Raw genomic sequence first — 20,619 nt, forward strand, 5'->3', positions numbered from 1 at the left:
GCGGTGGCTCCGCCGGCACCCGTCGCGTCAGGCGCCGAGCGTCAGCCGCAGCGTCGGCCGGCCGGTGAGCGTGTTGCTGGTGACGTATGCCAGGTCGATGACCGGGTCGGTGAACGTCACCGGGATGGGCAGCGTGACCGGCAGGCCGTCCGGGAAGGGAAGGTCCGGGGTCAGCGTCAGCTTGATGCCGGCGAGCTTGCCGACGAACCGGGTGCAGTAGAACGCGACGTCGTCGCGGACGGTGAGACGGTCGGTCGCGTACCGCTGGGTGCGGCCGCGCGGGCCGTCGGCGACCAGCAGGAAGTCGTCGGTCACGGCTTCCTTCATGCTGAACTTCAGCACCTTGAGCACGCCCTGCTCGGTCCGCAGGTCGGTGATCCCCTCGAACCGCAGCCCGGTCATCGTCACCTTGGAGCCGGTGAGCTTCGACGGCTGCTGGGCCACCTTCGGCAGGCTCGGGTCGGCGGCGATACGCGGCAGCGGCTTGCCCGGTTCCACCTTTCCGGGCTTCGCCGGTTCCTCCTTGCCCGGCTTGCCCGGCGCCGGGCAGTCGGTCGATCCGGGACGGGTGGTCGGCTTGCTCGTCGGGGCGGCCGACCCGTCTGCGGTCGGTGTGGGCGAGGGCGTCGCGCTCTTGCCGCTGCCGCCTCGGAACAGGTCGCCGATCCCGTCGAAGAAGTCGGTGATGATGTTCCCCTCCCGCGTCGGGCTCGCGCTCGGCGACGGGGTGGGCTTCGCGGAGGGTGCGCTCGACGGCGTGGCGGGCTTCGACGGGCACGCGCTCGCGGCGGGCTTACTCGGGGCGGCCTGCACCGCCCGCGGCGCTACGGCGAGGCCGGCGGTCGCCAGGCCGAGCACCACCAGGACGATGCCGAAGGCGCGCGGATCCGCCGAACGGCCCGCCCACTCCGGCGGGCCGCCGTCGGATCCGGCCGGCTGCCCGTTCACCGACTGCCGAGGGACCGGCCGCTCCCCGCCCGGCCGCTCGGCAGTCGGCTGCTCGACGGCCGGCCGTACGGCGGCCGGTACCTCGACTGTCGGCCGTTCCCCGGCCGGCTGCTCGTCGGCGGGCTCCGTGCCGTCCGGCCGCTCGGTGAGCAACTGGTCGACGCCGACCTGCTCGCCGCCGACCGGGCCGTCGCCGTCGCGCTGGTCGGCGTCCCGCGTGTCCACCGTGGTGTCGCGCTCGTCGTCCGCCTCGGTGTCGCGCTCGTCGGCGGCGGGACCGGCCGGACCGGTCGGCACCCAGGCGAAGGCGAGCGCGCTGCCGACGATGCCCAGCAGCAGGCCGAGGAAGAAGCCGCCGAGGTTGAGCCCGATCAGCGAGTAGACGGTCGTGACCGCCGCGACGATCGAGTAGAACAACCGCTGCGCCGGACTGAGCCAGAGCAGCACGCCGCAGGTCACGAGGATGGCCGGGATCAGCAGCGAGAGCAGGCCGGTGGCACCGCTGCTGAAGCTCAGGCCGTTGAGGGTCAGCCGGGTGGAGGCGAGCATCTCCACCCCGGCCAGGATGATGAACAGGCCACCCCAGAACGGCCGGCGCCGCTGCCAGCGGCGGAAGGTCCGCCACGTCCGGGCCGCGGTGCCGAGCCGGGCGTGGGACGGTTCGACGGTTGTCACGTACTCCTCCTGGCGGAGCGGGGGCGGGGACGGTGGGGCGGGCCCGCGGTGGTCGACCACCGCGGGCCGTGCTCAGCTCAGAAGCACTCCTTGCCCTTGGCGTCGTCGCCCACGTTGACCTTGAGCCGCAGCCCGACCAGGTTGAACGTCGAGGACGTGGTGTAGCGGGACACCTGCTTCAGGTCGCGGATGGTGACCCGGTCGGAGTTCTGGCCGAACGAGCCCTGCTGGGCCGTCGGGTTCAGGTCGCTGGCGTCGCGGCCGATCTGGATGTTTGTGAACGTCGCGTTGCCTTCGAGCGAGTCCATCGCGATCACCAGGTCCTTGGCGCGGGCCGGGTCCTTGCCCTCGCCGGCGTTGATGGTGAGCACCACCGGCAGGCCGGGCAGGTCGGCGCGGACGGACTGGCAGAGGTTGTACAGATCGGCGCTGCTGATCTCGGCCATCGCGACCGGGCGGGTCGCGCCGGCCTTGCCGTTCTCGCCCTTCTCGCGGACGATGCCGCCGTACTGCTTGAAGCCCTCGCCCTCCAGGCGGTCCGCGCCGATCTTGAAGGTCTGCCCGGACACGGTGATGTCGGAGGCGATGGCGCCGGTCGACATGCCGAACAGGATGGCACCGGCGGCGGCCGTGGTGGGCACGATCATGGCGGCGAACCGCCGCCACCGGGTCCGACCCTGGTTGTCGAGCCGATTCTGCACGGGTTCCTCCTCGAGCGAATGTGCGCGGCGGCCGGTTTGTCGGACCGGCGGCCCGCGCCGGGCCCCGCCCTCTGTTACCGACGGGTAACGATCGAGCCTGATCGTGCACCCGATGCGGCGCAGCTCACAACCCCCTCGTGTACCCGGCGGTAACACGAGTGGGCCACGAAGGCGGCTCACCATCACCAGGAGTCGCCCGTCCGGAGTAAGGAAAGGCCGTGAAAATGGGCAAAAGCACCGCCGTCGAGCACCCGATCAACCCACAGTGATGAAATATCGAGGGATTACAATCGAGTAACAAATGTACAGTGCGTCGAGCGCGGTGGGCCGTTCGGGGCAGTGTCGTCGGCCGAACATCCGAGCCCGAGACTGACCGGGTCGATCCAGCCGGACCCCCGGATGTCCTAGGGTTTCGGCGTGAATCTCGACGACGTACGGCGCGACTGGACCAAGCTGGGCGCCGAAGATCCGCTGTGGGCCGTCCTCGTCCAGCCCGGTAAGCGCGGCGGACAGTGGGACGTCGAGGAGTTCCTGGCCACCGGCCGCGCCGACGTCGAGGAGACGACCGGATGGCTGAGCCGGCTCGGCCTGCCCACCCGATGGGAACGCGCGCTGGACTTCGGATGCGGGGCCGGTCGGCTGTCGCAGGCGCTCGCGCCGCACGCCGACGAGGTCGTCGCCGTCGACATCGCCCCGTCGATGCTGGAGACCGCCCGGCGCCTGGACCGCAGCGCCGGGAACATCCGCTTCGTCCTCAACGACGCGCCGGATCTGAGCCAGTTCCCCGACGGCCACTTCGACCTGGTCTACAGCGCGCTCGTGTTGCAGCACCTGCCGCGCCCGGCGATCGACAGCTACCTCGCCGAGTTCCTGCGCGTCCTGCGGCCCGGCGGGGTCGCCGTCGTGGGCCTGCCGACCGAGCCGGCCCGTACGGCCAAGGGCGTCATCTGGAAGCTCGCGCCGTTCCGCCTGATCAGCTGGGCGCAGCGTCGGCTGCTCAACTACCCGGCGCCGATGAAGATGACAGCGGTGCCGGACGCCGACATGGCGCGGCTGGTGGCCGCGAACGGCGGGGAGATCGTCGGGCAGCGGCCCGACCTGCCGTACACCGAGGACTGGGTCTGCACCCGGTACGCGGTGCGGCGCCTCTGACCCACCACCTGCCGCGGACACGAGCAGGCCGGCCGACCCTGGTGGGTCGGCCGGCCTGCTCGTGTGGTGGTGCGAGGGTCGGTGGTCAGGACTCCGCGCGGTCCGCGGCGTGACGTCCGCCGGCGGGCACGGTCGGGTCGTCGACCGGCTCCCCCGACCGCTGCGACGGCACGTCGTCCACCGGTCCGTCGCCGGCGTCCACCGGCGTCGCGTCGGGCCGGCGGCGAGCAGCGCGGACGATGATGAACAGGCCGAGCAGGAGCAGGAGCAGACCCACGACGCCGAGGACGATCGGCAGCACGGTGGTCAGCAGGTTGATCTGCCCACGCGCGTCCTTGGCCGCCTTGGCCTGCTGCTTCTGGGTGTCCTCGGTGAAGACGAGCGTGGCGTCGATGATCTTGATCTTGTCCGCGCCGGTCTCGTCACGCAGGGTCTGGAGCTGCTTCTCCTGCCCCTTGACGATGACGCCGCTGTCCGGCTCCACCCAGAGGGTGCGGGTGTTGGCGTAGAAGCGGCCGGCGGTCACGGTGGGCTGGGCCGATCCGACCAGGTTGCCCGGCACGTCGATCTCGCTGATCTTGATCGGTTCGGCCGTCATCTCGAACTTGTAGACGGTCAGCCCCTGCAGCTTCTCGGTGCCCACGTACTCGGCGGGGTACGTCTTCCGAGCGGTGTTGTCGAAGTACTGGTACGTCTTCTTCTCCGTACCGAACGGGAAGGTGTAGGTGAGCCCCTCGTGCTTGAAGGGCGCGCCGTTGACCGCCTCGGCACAGCAGGCGACCGACTCCGCGGTACGCCGGTCCAGGGCGACCCGGTCCGTACTGACCGTGATCTCCTTGCCGGCTTCGTCGATCACCCGGACACCGACGTTGAAGACCGTCCGGTCGGCGTTGCCGGCGTCGACGTCGCCCCGCACAGCGCGGTGGGCGGTCAGGTTGACGCCGCTGCGCTCGGCCAGCGTGCTGAAGTCAAGAACGGTCGCGTTCTTCGCCTCTGAAACCGTTACCGAACTCTGGTCAAGGGGCACCTTGACGAGAGCGGGCGCGACGGCCAGCGGCGTCGCCACGGCCCCGACGATCAGGAACGCGCCTGCCGCCACCAAGATGGCACCCGACGTGGGTCGCATGAAACTCCTCCCCTTGTAAAGACTCGACTAGTCGGCTGACAGTACATGACGAGGCCGATTTCGGATATGGTCCGATGCGGCCTCCCGAGACGTACTGACTCCGGGGGTACGCAGCCCACCGGGCTGCGAGATCAAATGGATGTTGAGGGAACTGTGAGCCGACCCGACAGACCGGACTCGAGCAACGGGCAGGTTGGCCTGTCCGCACCTAATACCGGCCGTTCGGATGGCTGGCTGCCCGCTTTGGAAGGACTGCGGGCCGTGGCGGTGATCGGCGTGGTCGTCCACCATGTCGCCTTTCTCAGCGGACTGACCAACTCCTTCGCTCACCTAGCAAGTGTGCTGGCCAGGCTGGATGTGGGGGTGGCGATCTTCTTTGCGCTGTCCGGTTTCCTCCTCTATCGGCCATTCGCAGTCGCTGCCATTAACGGACGATCAGGTCCGTCCGTTCGGCGATACCTCTGGCACCGCGCGCTGCGCATTCTGCCCGGGTACTGGGTAATGGCGATCGTCGCACTGGCATGGCTCAACATCGAATACCTGAAGTCCGTCTGGGACTGGGCCATCCCCCTTCTTCTGGCACAGATTTATGAGCCATTGCGACTTCCGGTCGGCATGGAGCAGACCTGGAGCCTGGCTACGGAGGCGACTTTCTACCTTGCGCTGCCACTGATAGCGGTGCTCGGCCGCCGAATGGGCGGTCGTACCCCGCTCGGGCGAGCCCGGCGCCAACTTGCGCTCGGAGCCGTACTCGTCCTTGCCGGCCTCATCTGGAATGCGTACGCACACGGTCCCGACTCGCCTCTACCGGGACTCGCGGTGCTCTGGCTGCCCGCCTTTCTCGACTGGTTCGGCATCGGCATCATGCTGGCCGTGCTCGCCTCGTGGCCCGCCGGCACGACCTCGACCCCGTTCCTCACCGGACTGACCGGTGACGGATCTGGGCGGGGCGACGAGGACCTGTGGTCCGCCACGCCGCGCGGCCTGCGCGTGTTCACCTTCGCCCCGGGAACGTCCTGGCTCATCGCCGGCGCGCTGCTCTGGATCGCGAGCACGCCCATCGCCGGCCCGCGCGGGGTCGAGCCCGCCAAGCCGGTCGAGTCGATCACCGAGCACGTGCTGTTCCTGCTCGTCGCCTGGTGCCTGATCGCCCCCCTCGTCGGGCCGGGGTCGGGCGGGGTGCCCCGCGCTCTCCTCGGCCACCGGGCGGTCATGTTCCTCGGCCGGATCTCCTACGGCATCTTCCTCTGGCACCTCCTCGCGCTCGAGGCCTGCTTCCGCCTGCTCGGATTCACCCGGATGAACAGCTCGTTCTGGGTGCTCCTCGCGGTCACCCTGGCCCTCACCGTCCCGGTCGCGACGGCCAGCTACTACCTCATCGAACGGCCCGCTCGACGGCTGCGGCGGCTCGGTGGCCGCCGCCGGCCCGTGGCCGTCGAGCCCGACCTCCCGGTCCTGGTCGCGACGCCGGCGCCAGCGCTGCAGGGCGCCGGCCCGGTCGGCCTCGGAGGGGGCCTCGTACCGGCCGCGGACCCGGCGGAAACGAAGCACGAGAGCGGCGACCGCGACGAGGAGCAGTCCGCTCGGCAGCAGGACCAGTAGCTCCGCCACCCGTTCCGCCCCGACCCGGGGCAGCCACAGACGCTCGGTGCCGTAGACCATGAGACCCAGCGCGGCCGGCACCCAGATCCATGCCGGGCCGGGCGTGCGGCGCCGGTGCAACGCCACGACCACGGCGGCGCAGCCGAGCCCGAGCGGACCCCCGAGCAGTGCCGGCACCGCCACCGCGAGCAGCGGCGCGGTCGGCATCGACGTCGGCACCACGGGGTACGCGGGCCGATGGCGACGCGCGGGAATCAGCGCCCCGACCATCAGCAGCACCAACAGGCCCCCGGCGACGAACAGGACGATCCTGTAGTGCTCGCCGGGCGTGAAGACGAGTTCGACGCGGGCGGCCGGACCGGCCGGCACGAACCATCCCTGTTTCCACCCGTCCAGACGGGCCGCGATCAACTCCTGCCCGTCGAGTGTCGCCCGCCAACCGGAGTTGGCGTTCTCCGGAACCATCAGGTAGCTGCCGCCACCCGCGCCGAGATCGAGCGACCGGCGCTGGTCGTCCCAGTCGACCACGCTCACCGCCCGGCGCGGTGACGCGGCGACGGCAGGACGTTCCGCCGGCTCACCACTGAGGATCACGCTGTCCACGACGAACCGGTCCGCCGGGGCGGAGACCTCGTTGCCGCCCGCCCGCAGCGTGACCTGCTCCGCGCCCGCCTTCGCGGCCCGGCCGGACGACGTGGCGGGAGCGCAGGCGCGGTAGCGCAGGGGCCGCAGGTCGCGCAGGTCGCGCAGCGTCCCGGTGGCCGTCGTCGGCACCTTCACCCCGTTGACCACGATGGTGGGCCCCGCACCGCACGGTAGCGTCACCTCACGGTCGAGGCCGCGCGGCTGGTTCAGTTCCGGCACGCCCTGCACGTCCACACCGCTGAGACCGACCGGCAGCGACTGCGGCTCGAACAGCGCCGTCGACCGGCTGACCCTCGGCACCGTCGAGGTCACGGCAACGGTGAGCCCACGGGTACGCAGAGCCGGGAAGCGGGCGACACCGTCCAGGTCGACAGCCACCTCCCGGATGCCGTCGTCACCGGTGATCCGGACCGTCCTGGGCGGCGCCGCGACGAGGCTCTCGGGGAACCGCAGCCGCACCCAGCTCACCTTGCGCGCGGTGGCCCAGCGCATCTTCACAGTGGGCTGCGGATCGCTCGGGTCCGCCCACCACGCCGTGCCGTCGTCCCCGTCCCCCAGCGACCGCGACGAGGCGACCGGGTCGGTGAACCACGAACTCGACGTCGTGAACGTCTCGCCGCCCGTCATCTCGTCGTACGTCGCGAGCGCGGTGGCGGGCGTGGCCCGGGCCAGGCCGGTGAGCTGGGTGGTGATCGCGGCCGGCAGGTCGAAGCGCCGGGGCACCAGCCCGGTCTCCTCGCCCTGCCGGATCAGGTCGGGAGCGCACAGGTAGTGGTCACCGGAGACCACGCAGGCGGACCGATCGGTGGCCTTGCGGGCCAGCGCGACGACCTCGGGCGCGACGGCGTCGGCGGGCACCTTCGGCAGGCGCAGGTAACGCTCGGGCTTCACCCCGGCGACACGCAGTTCCCGGATACCCGCCCGGCGGCCCGGAACGTCGGCGTCCGCGACACCCTCGACGGTCACGCGCAGCCAGCTGCTCCGGCCGGCGGGCAGCGGCAGCCGCGTCGTCGACCGGCTCGCGTCGGACACCGGGTGCACCTGGGAACCGCCCTCGGTGCTGACCCGTACGGAGGTGACCGGCGCGCCGATCACCTCGTCGCCCATCACCTGCACCTCCACCGAGCCGGCCTCGATCGCGTCGGCGAACCGGAGCTCGACCCACTGGCCCACCGGTTTGCGCGCGCCGTCGGACAACCATGAGGTGCCGGTGTCACCGTCCACCGCGGCGAAGGGCGTGGCCGACGGGTCGCGCAGCCCGGCCGGGCCGGTGACGTCCGCCGCGCTGGAGGACGCCCGGACGTCGGCCACCCCGGCGTACGCCGACGAGGTGATCGACGACCGCCACGCCGGGTCGAGGATGTCGTGCTCCAGGCGCTCCAACTGGGTCGGGTCCTGCTCGGTCAGGGTCCGCGAGGTGTTGCCCCGGACGAGACCGAAGTCGACCTCCCGGTCCCGGAGGCTGTCGGCGAGCACCGTGCCCCCGTCACTGACCAGCGGGGGATCGCCGTCGAGGATCACCGGCCGGTTGCCCAGCACCCCGGCGTCGCTGAGGTCCAGCAACGTCTCCGGCGCGCCGACCAGGTTGAGCGGCAGCGCGGCGTCGGTCAGCGTGGCCCGGGGCGTCGGCCGATCCACCTCGTAGATCTCCACCGCCGGGTACGGCTCGTGCAGTCCGTAGTCCCACGCCCCGGCCAGGTCGGGCTTCACCCCGACATCTGGACCGAACGCGGCGACCCGGAACAGGCCCGGAGCGCTGTCCAGCGTGCGGTGCACGAGGACCGGCCGGGCGATGCCGCCGACCGGCTGGCGGAGATCGTTGCGGACGAGCAGGTAGCGCACGCCGAGCCGGCTGAGCACGTCGGCCAGCCCGGGTGAGGCGGTGCCCGAGGCGAGCCGCTCGTCGATCGCGGAGAGCAACCGGGAGTTGCCCGCGGATCCGCCCGGCACCAGCGCCCGCACCGCCCACGGCGAGTCCAGCAGGGGCTGCACCGGCTCGTCCAGCGGACGCCCCCAGTTGTACTCGGCGAAGTTGGAGCCGGGGACCAGCAGGGTCGTGCCCGTGCCGGCGTGCCGGTCGAGCCACCCGGTCGCCTGCCGCCAGTGCTCGGGCAGCGCGTGGAAGCCGCCGCCCGGCGCGAGTCCCGCCATTCCCGCGCCGCTGGTCACCGCCACGAGGGCGGCGGCGGTCGCGCCCAGCGCCACCCGTCGGGGCGCCATGTTCGTGGGGCGCGTGAAGCGCCGGATGAGGGCGATCCGGCCGACGGTGTCCAGCATGTGCGCGGCGGCCAGCGCCAGCGGCAGGCGGAGCACGACGTCGAACTTGTGCAGGTTGCGGAGGGCGGCGAGCGGACCGTCGAGGAGCTCACGCACCGGCGACGCGAACGCGGCGCCCCCTGTCGACAGGTTTCCCGCGGTCAGCGCCAGCAGGCCGACCAGGGAGCCGACGAGCAGGAACCGCCGTTCCGGCAGGTCCCGGCGGGCCAGCCCGGCCAGGCCGACGCAGGCGATCAGGCCGGTGAGCACGACCATCCACGGCGTCGTGACCAGCGCCCATCCCGAGCGCCACCACGGCACGCCGTCGACGGCCAGGTAACCCACCCAGTGGGTGCTGCCGCGTACCGCCGACGGGAGCGACGTCACGCTGGTCGTGACCGCCGCGCTCTCGGTGTACGGGAGGAACGGGAAACCGTAGCGTTGCAGCAACAGCAGCGGCACCAGCCACCAGAAGGTGGCCGCCACCATCGCCGCCGTCCACCAGGCCAGCAGGCGGATCCGCCGCCGGCCGGCCGCCCGGGTCACCACGTAGAGGAACGCCGGCAGCACGGCGCACGCGACCGCGGCGCCGTTCGCGCCGCCCATGCAGACCACCGCGAGCCCGCTGAGCGCCGCGGCCCGCCGCAACGAGCCGCCGGCGGCCCCCTTGACCAGGGGCAGCAGGACCCACGGGGCGACGCAGTACGGCAGCAGTTCCAGCGAGACCGTGCCGACCAGGGACAGCGCCCGGGGGGAGAGCGCGAAGATCGCGCCGGCCACCAGACGCGAGCCCGGACCACCCAGGTCGAGGGCGCGGGCCAGCCGCACCATGCCGGTGAGCGCGACGCAGAGCAGCGTCGCCATCCAGAGCCGCTGCACCAGCCAGGCCGGCAGGCCCACCGCGTCACCGAGCAGGAAGAACGGGCCCATCGGGAAGAAGTAGCCGACCGCCTGGTTCTGGAGCGTGCCGAACTGCCAGTCCCCGGTCCACAGGTGGGCCGCGCGGGCGAGGAAGCCGCCCGGGTCCAGGGCCATGTCCAGCTTCGTCTCGGGCACGATGAGCCCGGGCTCCTGGGTGACGCAGAGACCGATCAGCGCGAGACAGACCAGCAGCTCGCGCAGGCGCCACACCGCCAGGGACACCGTGGCGCTCGGAATTCCGGGGGTACGGCGAGCGGTCGACCAGGCGGTCAGCACTGCCGTACCGGAACGCCGGTGAGCAGTTCGTCCGCTCCCGCGTTCCGCTCGTCGATGTCGTCGGCTCCGGCCCCCGCTCGGAGCAGCGCCTGCCGTACGGCGGCCGGCTCCGCGGCCGGCACCACGATCAGCAGATCCTGTCCGTCGATAGCGACGTGCCGGGTACGCGGCAGAAGCGGCGCCACCCGGGCCAGGAGGCACTCCGGCTGGTCGGACCGGACCACCACCGACGTGTTGCCGGCGGCCCAGGGCACCGGACGCGGCGTCAGCAGATCCCCGAGGACCGCGCGCACCCGCCGGCCGGTGTCGGTCCAGCGGAACGAGCCGCTCCACCGCCGGCACTCCGCGGCCGTCCGGTCCCGCTCGCCGGGCGTCGCCAGACAGTCCAGCGCGCGGTCGAGGCCGGCGGCCAGGTTCTGTGCCGGATCCTCGCCCTCGTCGACCAGCCATCCGGTGCGGCCCGGCCGGACCGCGTCGCGCAGCCCGTCCACGTCGAAGGCGACAGTGGGCAGCCCGGCGGCGGCCGCCTCCACCACCACGAGACCCCAGCCCTCACCCCACGAGGCGGAGACGTGCAGCCAGGCCGCGGCCAGCAGCGCGTCCCGCTCGGCGGCGGGCAGGTGCCCGTGGACGGTGACCATGTCGTTCAGTCCACGCTCGTCGACCAGCCGGCGGACGCTCTCCACGTCCGGCCCACCACCGACGATGTCCAGACGCAGGTCGGGCCGTTCCGCCCGGAGCCGGGCCACGGCGTCGATCACCAGGTCCACCCGCTTGTGCCGGGTGACCCGGCCGACGCAGACGACACGTGGCCGGTCGGCACGGGCCACGCCCGCGACGGCCGGCGGGGACGCGTCCGCGCCGTTGGGCACCACCACCACGGGGCCGGTCCAGCGCAGCCGCTCCCGGATCGCCACGGCCGTCGAGGGGGAGACCGCGAGCGTCACCGCCCGGCGGTAGACCCGCCGCGCGACCGGTCCCTCCAGCCACGCGCCGAAGCGACCGACGACCGGGCCGAAGTACAGCCGGAACTGCCGGTCGTGCACGTGGTGGATCACGCAGATCACCGGCACGGCCGCCGGCAGGACCGCGGGACTGAAGAACGGGATGCCGTTCTGGCAGTCCACCACCGCGTCGAACTGCCGGCGGTGGCGCGCCAGCCAGCCCAGCACCCGGGGGTAGATGGTCCACCGGCCGCCGACCCGGACGATCCGGATGCCCTCGCGGACCTCGTCACCGGGCTGCCCCTTCGGGCGCGCGGTGACGAAGGTGACCTCCGCGCCGGCGGTCACCAGGTCGCGGGCGACCTGCCAGGCGTAGACCTCGGCGCCCCCGGCATCGGGATGCCAGGGGTCCTTCCAGTTGAGCACCACGACCCGGCGGCCCACCACCGTGGTGTCGGTGGGTGCCGCGTCGGTGGAGGGTGTTCCGACACTCACGGCCGCATTCCAACGGCGGCCGTGCCGCCGGTGACGTCCGGCGTGACCGGAAGGGTGACGAGCGGTATCACCGGGGTGGCGTCCGCACTGCGGAGCCGCCAGTTGATCTTCGCGACGTCCACGAAGCTCTGCCAGCCGTGCCGCACCGGTGAGAAACGCGAGCCGGGCACGTCCACCCAGCTGACCGGAATCTCCACCAGGCGGGCGCCGGCCCGCTCGGCGCGGCCCAGCACCTCGACGTCGAACGCGAACCCACCGCACCGCAGCGGCGCGAAGACCCGTCGGGCGACGTCGTTGCGGAAGAACTTGAACCCGCACTGCGTCTCGCTGACGCCCCGCACCACCTGCCGGACGGCGCCTCGGAACGCCACCGCGCCCCAGCGTCGCAGCACGCTGTGCCGCTCCTCGACGACCGACTCGGGGTGGGCCCGCGACCCGACCACCGCGTCCGCGCCGTCGTACAGGAGATTGAGCACCTGGGCGAGGGCGGCCGGCGCGGTGGCCAGGTCGGCGTCGCAGAACCCGACGTAACGGGCGTCGCTGGCCAGCACACCCCGACGCACCGCGAAACCCTTGCCCGGTTCGCCGCACCACAGCAGGCGGACCGGAACCGGGCCGGGCGGCGCGTTCACCACCACGGCACTGGTCCCGTCGTCGCTGGCGTTGTCCACCACGGTGACCCGGCAGGGCACATCGAGTTCGGCCAACGCAGCCCGGAGCAGGACCAGTGTGTCGGGCAGCCGGAGTGCCTCGTTGTACGCGGGCACCACGACGTCGAGTACGACCAGATCTGACGAGACGTCAGGAGGGGGGACCTCCATGCCGCACCGTCAGCGCTCGCCGTACACGATGATGGGCTGCTCCACGCTCGCTGGCTTGCTGTTGCTGTTGCCGAGGGTGGACGCCCCGATGGAGACGGCCAGAATTCCCAGCACGGCACCCACCGCCGCGGCGACTACCGCGGTGAGGAGGGGATTGAAGGATGCCTTCATCGATGATCCCTTCGGAAAAAGGTACCGAAGAGTAACATGCGTCACTGCCGCTTGACCCGGTGCGAAAGGGCGATCATCAGGGTGGCCCCCAGTACCGAATAACCCATCAGGGGAATTATGCCGATGCGACCGGACGAGCCGGAGAAATCGGAATCCGGTAGACGCAACAGCGTCAATGCCCCGTCCCGCCGGACCAGCTCGGCGCTCACGAACCGGCCCTCCACCTGCGCGGCGTCCGGCTGGTCCGTCTGCACGAGCACGTACCGCACCCCGAGCCGGCGCAGGGCCGGCCCCGGATCACCCGGCGCCGCCAACGCCGCCGCCACCCGGTCCGCCTCCCGGCTCTCCCCACGGATCCGGTCCCGGCCGACAAGCACGTCCTGGTCCCCGACCACCGGCCGGCGGAACGCCCGCGAGGCCGGATCGAGCACCGGCACGTTCCCCGCCCACGGATAGGCCCGGAACGAGGACCAGGGCAGCGACACCAGGCTGCCCCCGGCCGGATCCCGGTTCACCTCGGCGCGCACCGCCGCCCACTCCGCCGGGTACCGCACCGTGTCGAACTGACCACCGAGACCCCACGCCAGACCGGGCATGAGCAGCACCGGAGCGACCACCAGCAGCGGGGCCAGCGCCCGGGCGCCGGTCGTCACGAGCGACTCCACGAGCATCCCGAGACCCACCGCCTGCACCAGTGCCAGCGGGGCGAGCAGCCGGGTGCCGTCCCGGACCGCGCCGGCCAGCGGAACGTGCTCGACCAGCCCGACCATCCCCTGCGCGCCCAGCGACCACGCCGGCGCCACCGCGACCACCGTGCCCAGCACCGCGCCGGCGAGCAGACCCCACCAGGCCGCCGACGGCCAGCGGCGACGGGTAAGCACGTACCCCCACAGCGCCGCGCCGGCCAGCGCCAGCGCCAGCAGGGCGACCGCCCACTGGTCCCGGCCGACCGGCACGGCATGCCGGCTCCAGACGCCGCCGAGAGTGGCGACGCTGCCGAGCACGCCGAGCGGCGTGTCCGCGCGAACCGCGAAGGCGGCAACACCCCGCTCGTCGAGGTCGACAGCGCCGCCACGGCTCACCAGCGCGAGCCACCACGGCGCGGTCAGGCCGGCCAACGTGGCCGCCCCCGCCACCAGCGCGCGCCACCGGCGCGCCAGAGCCAGCGCCGGGGCACAGGCGGACACCGCCGCCAGCACCATCGCCGGGCCACCCAGCACCACCGCGAGCCCTCCGGCCACTGCGGCACGCCGCCCCGGACCGGTGCCCTCGGGCGGCGGCCGGAGCACCCCCAGCACCCAGGCGAACGCCCAGGGCAACGCGGCGAACCCCGCCAGCACCGCCCACTGCCCGAGGTGCAGCCGCCCGTACACCCAGGGGTTCCAGACGTACGCGAGCCCGGCGGCGACCCTCGCCAGCGGGTGACCGACGGGCGCCAGCCGCGCCGCGCCCACCGCGGCCAGGGCGAGACAGCCGGCCAGGAGCGCCTTCTGGGCCACGTCGGCCGGGACGATCTGCGACAGCCCGACCGCGAGCAGCTCGCTCGGTACCGCACGCGGCAGTTCGGAGCCGCTGCCCCAGACCACCGCGCCGAACGGCGGGTCCGGCACGAACACCAGGTCGTACCGGAGGACGAAGCCACGGCGCAGCACCGGGCCGAGGATCGCGACGACCACGCCGACACCGAGCGCCGTCTCCGGCCACCAGCGGCGCAGCGCGACGGCGGCCCGCGACAGCGCCGGACCGAAGCTCGGTGACGCTCGACGCACACGGACCCCCATGAACCTGGACGGAAGCGGGCCCGACGTCGCACCCGGGGCTCCGGACAGCACTCTAGGCACAGGGGAAGTACGGACGGTAGCTTGCCTCACGACGTCGACGAACGAGTCGCGACGACGCGAGGTCCGGGGCGAACCGTTCCCACCGGCGACACCGACATGAGGCGCGATGACAGAGACCACGGCGGGGCCCGGCGCGAGCCGCATGGGGACAGCCGGCGCGGCCGTCGCGGGCGCCGCGATGGTGACGAACGGGCTCGCCTACCTGCTGCCCATGCTCGGTGCCCGCTACCTGCCGGTCGAGGAGCTGAGCGTCCTCGCCACGACGCTGGCCCTCGTCGCGATCGCCGGGGTCGCCGGCGTGGGACTGCAGATGGCGGTCGCTGTGCACCGGGCCCGCCACGCCGGCGCGCCGACGCACCGGGTCAGCCTCGTCACCACGGCGGTCGCCGGTGGCGCCGTCGTCGTGACCGCGCCGGTGATGATCACCGGTCTGCGACTGTCCTTGTCCGTCGTGGCGCTGGTCGCCGGCACCACTGTGGCTGTCGTCCTGGCCGCCCGGTGGCTCGGCGAGTTGCAGGGCGAGCAGCGCTTCGTCCGCCTCGCCTGGGCGATGGGGGTGGTGGCGCTCGGGCGGTACGGCGGCATGATCGTCGCGCTGGTCCTCGGCGCCGACGTCGTGGTCACCCTGCTCGCCGGCATGCTGACCGCCTGGCTGGTGCTGCCCGTGCTGGCCTGGATCGCCCGGCCCGACCGGCCCGCCGGGGACGACGCCGTCGCCTCCATGCGGATCCGGCAGGTGGCAAGCGCCGGCACCGCCGCGCTGGCGATGCTCGCGGTGTCGTACGCCGACCTGATCTTCGCCCGCCAGCTGCTCTCGCCCGCCGACTCCGGGGCGTACGCGGTCGGAACCGTGCTCACCAAGGGCGCGCTCTGGGCCCCCCAGGTGATCGTGGTGCTGGCGCTGCCCCGGCTCGCCGTGGGAGACAACCGGGTCCGTACCGTCGTGCTCGCCATCGTCGCCGCCTGCGGCGTCGTGCTCGTCGCCGCCTCGGCCCTGGCCGGCGGGTTCGCGTTCCGGCTGGTGGGCGGCGAGGACTACACGTCCCTCGGGCGGTACGCCCCGTTCTTCGCCGCCACCGGCGCGCTCTACGCGCTGATCTTCGCGGCCGTCAACGCGAAGATCGCGGCGGGCGCCCGCTGGCCCTCCGCGCCGCTATGGGTCGCCGCGGCTGTCCTGGCCGTGCTGACCACCACCGTCGCGCCACGGACGTTCCAGGGCATCATGTGGTGCGCGCTCGCCACCGCCGCGGGAACCGCGCTGGTGATGGTGTTCAGGCCTCCGCGAGCCAGTCGCCCAGCAGCCGGTGATCGATCGAGTCCGCCCGGGCCAGCGGCCGCCCTGCCGCGACCCGCGCCCGCAGCTCCGCCCGGCTGAACCAGCGCGCCTCCAGCAGCTCCACCCCGTCGACCCGGACCTCCTCGGACACGGCGACGGCCCGGAAACCCGCCATCAGCCCGGCGGGAAACGGCCACGCCTGCGACCCCTGGTAGACCACGTCGGTGACGGTGACGCCCGCCTCCTCGGCCAACTCCCGCCGGACCGCGTCCTCCAGGCTCTCGCCGACCTCGACGAAACCGGCCAACGTCGAGAAGGCCCCCTCGGCCGCGCCCGCGTGCCGGGCCAGCAGGCAGCGCCCCGACCGACCGGGCGCCTCGACCAGCACGATCACGGCCGGCTCGATCCGGGGGAACCACAGCCGCCCGCACTCGCCACCGCTACAGGTCCGCATGTGCCCACCACCGCCGGCCACGGCCCGCGCGCCGCACGCGCCGCAGTACCGCTGCTGCCGGTGCCAGAGCAGCAACCCCCGGGCGTACGCCTGCACCGCCGCCCCGGCCGGGTCGAGCCGGCCCACGAGCGCCCTGACATCGACAGCCCGCGTCGCGGCGGCCAGCTCGACTGCGGCCCGCTCGCCGAGCGCGGAGAGGTCGGCCGCGAACACCGCGACGTCGCCGTCGAGCCCCAGGAACACGGTCTCCTCGGCGGCCGACCGGACGCGGGAAGCGTACTCGCCGGTGAGCCGGACCGGACCGGCCGCGTCGACCAGGCAGCGGTCCCGCCACAGCGGCAGCACCACGCTCACCGGATCGGCCAGCCGCCCGGCCAGCCACTCCGCGTCACCGCGCAGCGCCGCCGCCCGGTCGAGCCATCCACCGCCGTACGCCAGCACCCGCTCACCGTGCCACGATCCACACCCGGGTGCGGCCCCGAATCGGGTGATCGGCACGACACCGCCGAACGCCCGACACGACCGCCGGGCCGGAGACTCCCGGCGCGCCCGAGCGTTGGTTACCGTAGGTGTCTCCCGCGGGGGAAGCGGTCCCCGCGTGTACTTCCGATCGAGGTTGCAGTGACGATGTACGGCGAGAAGGTGCCGGCTGCCGACGACCGGCCCACCATCAAGGTGGCGGCGGTGAGCTGGCCCGGCGTCGAGATGGAGCCGGTCGCCACACCGCCCGGAGGCGAGTCGGGCAGGCCGGGGCGGTCGCGACGGGCCCGGCTGCTGCTGGCCGGGGGGATCGTCGCGGCCGTGCTCGCCGGCGGCGTCGGCCTGGGCGCCTACGCGTACGCCGGTGACGTGCCCCGCGGCACCACTGTGCTCGGCACCGAGCTGGGCGGGCGGAGCCGCGCGGAGGCGGCCCAGGCGCTCCGCGCCGAGCTGGAGCGCCGCGCCGACACGTTGAACTCACCGCTGGCGGTCACCGTCGGTGAGAAGAAGGCCGAGCTGAAGCCGTCCGACGTGGGGCTCGCCATCGACGTGGACGCCACTGTGGCGGCGGCCGCCGAGGCTGACGCGCACGCGGTGAGCCGGCTCGTCGGCTCCCGTACGGTCGAGCCGGTGGTCACCGTCGACCAGCCCAAGCTGGAGGCCGCCCTGCGCAAGGTGATGGGCTCGCAGGGACGCGAGATGACCATGCCGGCGATCATCTGGACCGGCACAACCCCGAAGCCGGTCTACCCGAAGCCGGCGCTGACTGTCGACACCGACGGCGCCACCGCTGTGGTGAAGGCCGGCTGGCTGGCCGCCGAGCCGGTCACCGTGCCGCTCGTCGAGAAGTGGCCCGCCACCACCCGGGAGGAGGTGGACCGCCTCGTCGCCGAGCTGGCCCGGCCCGCGGTCGCCGCGCCGGTGACACTCACCACCGACGGCGGTTCGGTCACCATCCCGCCCGCCGCCATCGCCCGGTCGCTGCGCTTCTCCGCCGACGACGCCGGCACGCTCACCCCGAAGGTCGACGTCAAACGGCTCCGCGCCGCGCTCGGCGACCGGCTGACGAAGCTGGAGGTCGCGCCGCAGGACGCCGGGCTGACCATCAGCGGCGGCAAGCCGAAGGTGGTGCCCAGCAAGGCCGGCCGCCAGGTCGACGCCGCCGCGCTCGGCCCGGCCCTGCTCGCGGTGCTGCCCAAGTCCGAGGGCCGTACGGTGACCGCCGAACTCAAGCCGGCCGCGCCCGAGCTGACCGAGGCCGAGCTGGCGAAGCTGGGCATCAAGGAGCGGGTGTCGAGCTTCACCACCCACTTCACCGGCGGCCTCTCCTCCCCGCGCAGCCAGAACATCGTCCGCGCGGCGAAGGACGTGGACGGCGCGCTCGTGAAGCCGGGCGAGACGTTCTCACTCAACGGGCACACCGGCGAACGCGGCTACGACCAGGGATACAAGGACGCGCCGACGATCGTGAACGGCAAGCTGGTGCCGGGCGTCGGTGGCGGCGTCTCACAGTTCACCACCACGCTGTTCAACGCCACCTACTACGCCGGGCTGGAGGACGTGGAGCACAAGCCGCACTCGTTCTACTTCAGCCGCTACCCGGCCGTGATCGAGTCGACCATCTACTGGCCGCAGCTCGACTTCAAGTTCCGCAACAACACGCCCCACGGCGTGCTCATCGACACCTCGTACACGTCCAGCTCGATCACCGTCTCGATCTGGAGCACCAAGATCTACGACAGCGTCAAGACGGAGTACGGCCCCCGCCGCAACATCACCCAGCCGAAGACCGTCTACCTGACGCCGGGACCGTCCTGCATTCCCGCCGCCGGCGCCATCGGGTTCGCCCAGGACGCGTACCGGGTCATCAAGAAGGACGGCAAGGTCCTCAAGCGGGAGAAGTTCAGCTGGCGCTACGACGCCGAGCCGCGCTTCATCTGCGCCCCGAAACCGGGCGGCAACTGACCCACGAAACGCGAAAAGGCCCCGCCGGATGCGTCCGGCGGGGCCTTTCCCATGCTTCTCACGGCCGCGCCGCGGCCAACCCTTCGCGTACGCCGTCGGCGTCCCGGTCGGTGCCGTAGACGGGCGTGTCGGGCTGCTGACGCCAGCTCTCGTCCAGGGTGCCCGCGTCGACCGGGTCGAAGCCCAGGTCGTCCACGAGGCCCATCACGATCCGCTTGGCGTCCGCGTCGTCGCCGGCCACCGGCAGCGCGATCCGGCCCGCCGTACCCGCCGGCTTGCCCTCGTCCATCAGGTGCGCCGCCTGGATGTTGTTGAAGACCTTCACCACCCGGGCACCCTTGAGGTGGTCAGCGGTCCAGCGGCTGGAGCTGAGGCTCCGATCCAGCAGCTCGGCGATGTCGCCGTCCCGCTGGGGGTAGTAGTTGTTGGCGTCGACCACCAGCTTGCCGTCGAAGAGGCTCGCCGGAAGCTCCGGCACCGCCTTCAGCGGGATCGCGATGACCACCAGCTCGGCGCCCTGCACGGCGTCCTCCACAGACACCGCCCGGGCGCCGGTCTCGGCAGCCAGGTCGGCGAGGCTCTGCGGCCCGCGGGAGTTGGCCACCGCGACGTCGTGGCCGAGTGAACGCAGACGACGGGTGAGGGTGCCCCCGATGTGCCCCGACCCGATGATTCCGATCTCCATGTCCACTCCTGTACCCCGTGCGCACCGCCCCGACCACGGCCCGGGCGTACGCCATGTCACGTTTCGAGCCGCTGAGTCGGCCTGCGTCGGCGGTCCCGGCTCGACGGTACGAGACTGACGCGGCCGTCGTGGTGATTCCCGTCGGCCAGCCCGATATCCGGGGCGGTGCGGGTGGTTGGGCGGCGGCCCGTGCCCGCCAGTTCGGGGAGGTGGCTGCATTCCGGGCACTCCGTTGCCGCCACTTCGCCGTAGTGGTGGCCGCCCGGTCCACCAGTTCGGCCCGCCACTTCGGGGACCTGGCGACCGGCCCACCATCTCGGGGAGGTGGGTGGGTCCGGGGCGCTCTGTTGCCACCACTTCGGGGGCCTGGTGACCCGTCCGCCAGTTCGGGGAGGTGGCTGGGTCCGGGGCAGTCTGTTGCCGCCACTTCGGGGAACTGGTGGCCGATTCGCCAGTTCGGGGAGGTGGGTGTATTCCGGGCACTCCGTTGCCGCCACTTCGCCGGAGTGGTCGTCGCCCGGTTCGCCGGCTCGGTGAGGTGGTGGGGGCGAGGGCGCTCCGTTACCGCCGCTTGGGGGACTTGGCCGCCACTCGCCGAAAGGGCTGGGTCGGCAGCACTCGTTGCGGGGAGTCGGGGATCTGGTGACCCGTCCGCCGGTCCGGGGAGGTGGCTGAGTCCGGGGCACTTCATGCTGCCACCTCGGGGAAGTGGTGGCCCGTCCGCCAGTTCGGGGAGATGGCTGGATCCCGGGCACTCCATTGCCGCCACATCGTCGTAGTGGTGGCCGCCCGGTTCGCCAGTTCGGCCCGCCACTTCGGGGACCTGGCGACCGGCCCACCAACTCGGGGAGGTGGGTGGGTCCGGGGCGCTCTGTTGCCGCTACTTCGGGGAAGTGGTGACCGGCTCGCCAGTTCGGGGAGGTGGCGGGGTCCGGAGCAGTCTGTTGCCGCCAGTTCGGGGAAGTGGCTAGGACTGCAGTGCCTCCACCCCCGCTAGGACGGGGTAGCGGCCGGATCTCGCCGGTGTGTTGCCGGCCGGGTCGGCTGTGGGGGAATGCGTTTCAGGGCCACCCCGCATGCGGGGTGGCCCTGAAATCGAATCACCTTCAACCTGGCCGCGTACGCGGGGCAGACGGTCACGCTGAAGTGGACCGGTGTCGAGGACTCCTCGTTGCAGACCAGCTT

The 20,619-nt window shown here is 72.6% G+C and carries 13 protein-coding genes and 1 pseudogene; 4 read left to right on the forward strand and 10 right to left on the reverse strand.

The genetic code is table 11. The annotated features are described in order from the left end of the window. Positions 1–27: 27 nt before the first annotated feature. Both AMK25_RS17095 and AMK25_RS17100 read right to left on the reverse strand, forming a co-directional pair. A complete protein-coding gene (locus tag AMK25_RS17095) occupies positions 28–1,623 on the reverse strand; it encodes a DUF6114 domain-containing protein (protein WP_073829377.1) in 1,596 nt (531 codons plus the stop codon). Positions 1,624–1,700: 77 nt separating this feature from the next. Further along, positions 1,701–2,324: a DUF6230 family protein gene (locus tag AMK25_RS17100; protein WP_073829309.1), complete on the reverse strand. Its 624-nt coding sequence runs from the start codon at positions 2,322–2,324 to the stop codon at positions 1,701–1,703. Between the two features lie 417 nt (positions 2,325–2,741). On the opposite strand from AMK25_RS17100, the gene AMK25_RS17105 reads away from it, so the two are divergent. Further along, on the forward strand, positions 2,742–3,476 hold the full coding sequence (locus AMK25_RS17105; RefSeq protein ID WP_073829310.1) for a class I SAM-dependent methyltransferase: 735 nt from the start codon (positions 2,742–2,744) through the stop codon (positions 3,474–3,476). An 85-nt stretch (positions 3,477–3,561) separates the two neighbouring features. On the opposite strand, the gene AMK25_RS17110 is transcribed toward AMK25_RS17105, so the two are convergent. After that, the gene (locus AMK25_RS17110) at positions 3,562–4,602 is read right to left on the reverse strand and encodes a DUF3068 domain-containing protein (RefSeq protein ID WP_073829311.1); all 1,041 of its coding nucleotides are present in this window, start codon (positions 4,600–4,602) and stop codon (positions 3,562–3,564) included. A gap of 135 nt (positions 4,603–4,737) precedes the next feature. On the opposite strand from AMK25_RS17110, the gene AMK25_RS33250 reads away from it, so the two are divergent. Continuing rightward, complete coding sequence (locus tag AMK25_RS33250; RefSeq protein ID WP_443189916.1) at positions 4,738–6,204, forward strand: acyltransferase family protein; 1,467 nt, start codon at positions 4,738–4,740, stop codon at positions 6,202–6,204. Between the two features lie 876 nt (positions 6,205–7,080). Here the strand turns inward: AMK25_RS33250 and AMK25_RS17120 are convergent. The 5 genes and pseudogenes from AMK25_RS17120 to AMK25_RS17135 form a co-directional block, all read right to left on the reverse strand. Beyond that, positions 7,081–10,302: pseudogene (locus tag AMK25_RS17120) on the reverse strand (DUF3367 domain-containing protein); the annotation flags it as partial. After that, complete coding sequence (locus AMK25_RS17125; RefSeq protein ID WP_073829313.1) at positions 10,296–11,741, reverse strand: glycosyltransferase family 4 protein; 1,446 nt, start codon at positions 11,739–11,741, stop codon at positions 10,296–10,298. The gene AMK25_RS17125 and the pseudogene AMK25_RS17120, both read right to left, overlap by 7 nt. Then, complete coding sequence (locus tag AMK25_RS17130; protein ID WP_073829314.1) at positions 11,738–12,562, reverse strand: glycosyltransferase; 825 nt, start codon at positions 12,560–12,562, stop codon at positions 11,738–11,740. The genes AMK25_RS17125 and AMK25_RS17130 overlap by 4 nt, the downstream gene beginning before the upstream one ends. A 9-nt stretch (positions 12,563–12,571) precedes the next feature. Then, entirely contained in the window at positions 12,572–12,733 is a 162-nt protein-coding gene (locus tag AMK25_RS32210) for a hypothetical protein (RefSeq protein WP_157539048.1), read from the reverse strand. A gap of 41 nt (positions 12,734–12,774) precedes the next feature. After that, positions 12,775–14,514, reverse strand: coding sequence for a hypothetical protein (locus AMK25_RS17135; protein ID WP_083664737.1), 1,740 nt, complete (start codon positions 14,512–14,514; stop codon positions 12,775–12,777). 166 nt (positions 14,515–14,680) lie between these two features. Between AMK25_RS17135 and AMK25_RS17140 the strand changes: the two genes are divergently transcribed. After that, a complete protein-coding gene (locus AMK25_RS17140) occupies positions 14,681–15,949 on the forward strand; it encodes a polysaccharide biosynthesis protein (protein ID WP_073829315.1) in 1,269 nt (422 codons plus the stop codon). On the opposite strand, the gene nudC is transcribed toward AMK25_RS17140, so the two are convergent. Beyond that, on the reverse strand, positions 15,846–16,745 hold the full coding sequence (nudC, locus tag AMK25_RS17145; protein ID WP_083664738.1) for an NAD(+) diphosphatase: 900 nt from the start codon (positions 16,743–16,745) through the stop codon (positions 15,846–15,848). The two genes, AMK25_RS17140 and nudC, sit on opposite strands and share 104 nt — an antisense overlap. Before the next feature lie 186 nt (positions 16,746–16,931). Between nudC and AMK25_RS17150 the strand changes: the two genes are divergently transcribed. Continuing rightward, entirely contained in the window at positions 16,932–18,749 is a 1,818-nt protein-coding gene (locus tag AMK25_RS17150; protein ID WP_073829380.1) for a VanW family protein, read from the forward strand. 58 nt (positions 18,750–18,807) lie between these two features. Here the strand turns inward: AMK25_RS17150 and AMK25_RS17155 are convergent, their stop codons facing one another. Then, positions 18,808–19,434 (reverse strand): NADPH-dependent F420 reductase, encoded by a 627-nt coding sequence (locus tag AMK25_RS17155; protein ID WP_073829316.1) that lies wholly within the window; start codon positions 19,432–19,434, stop codon positions 18,808–18,810. Positions 19,435–20,619 lie beyond the last annotated feature (1,185 nt).

The sequence above is a fragment of the Micromonospora sp. TSRI0369 genome, assembly GCF_001905625.1.
Lineage (GTDB): Bacteria > Actinomycetota > Actinomycetes > Mycobacteriales > Micromonosporaceae > Micromonospora > Micromonospora echinospora_A.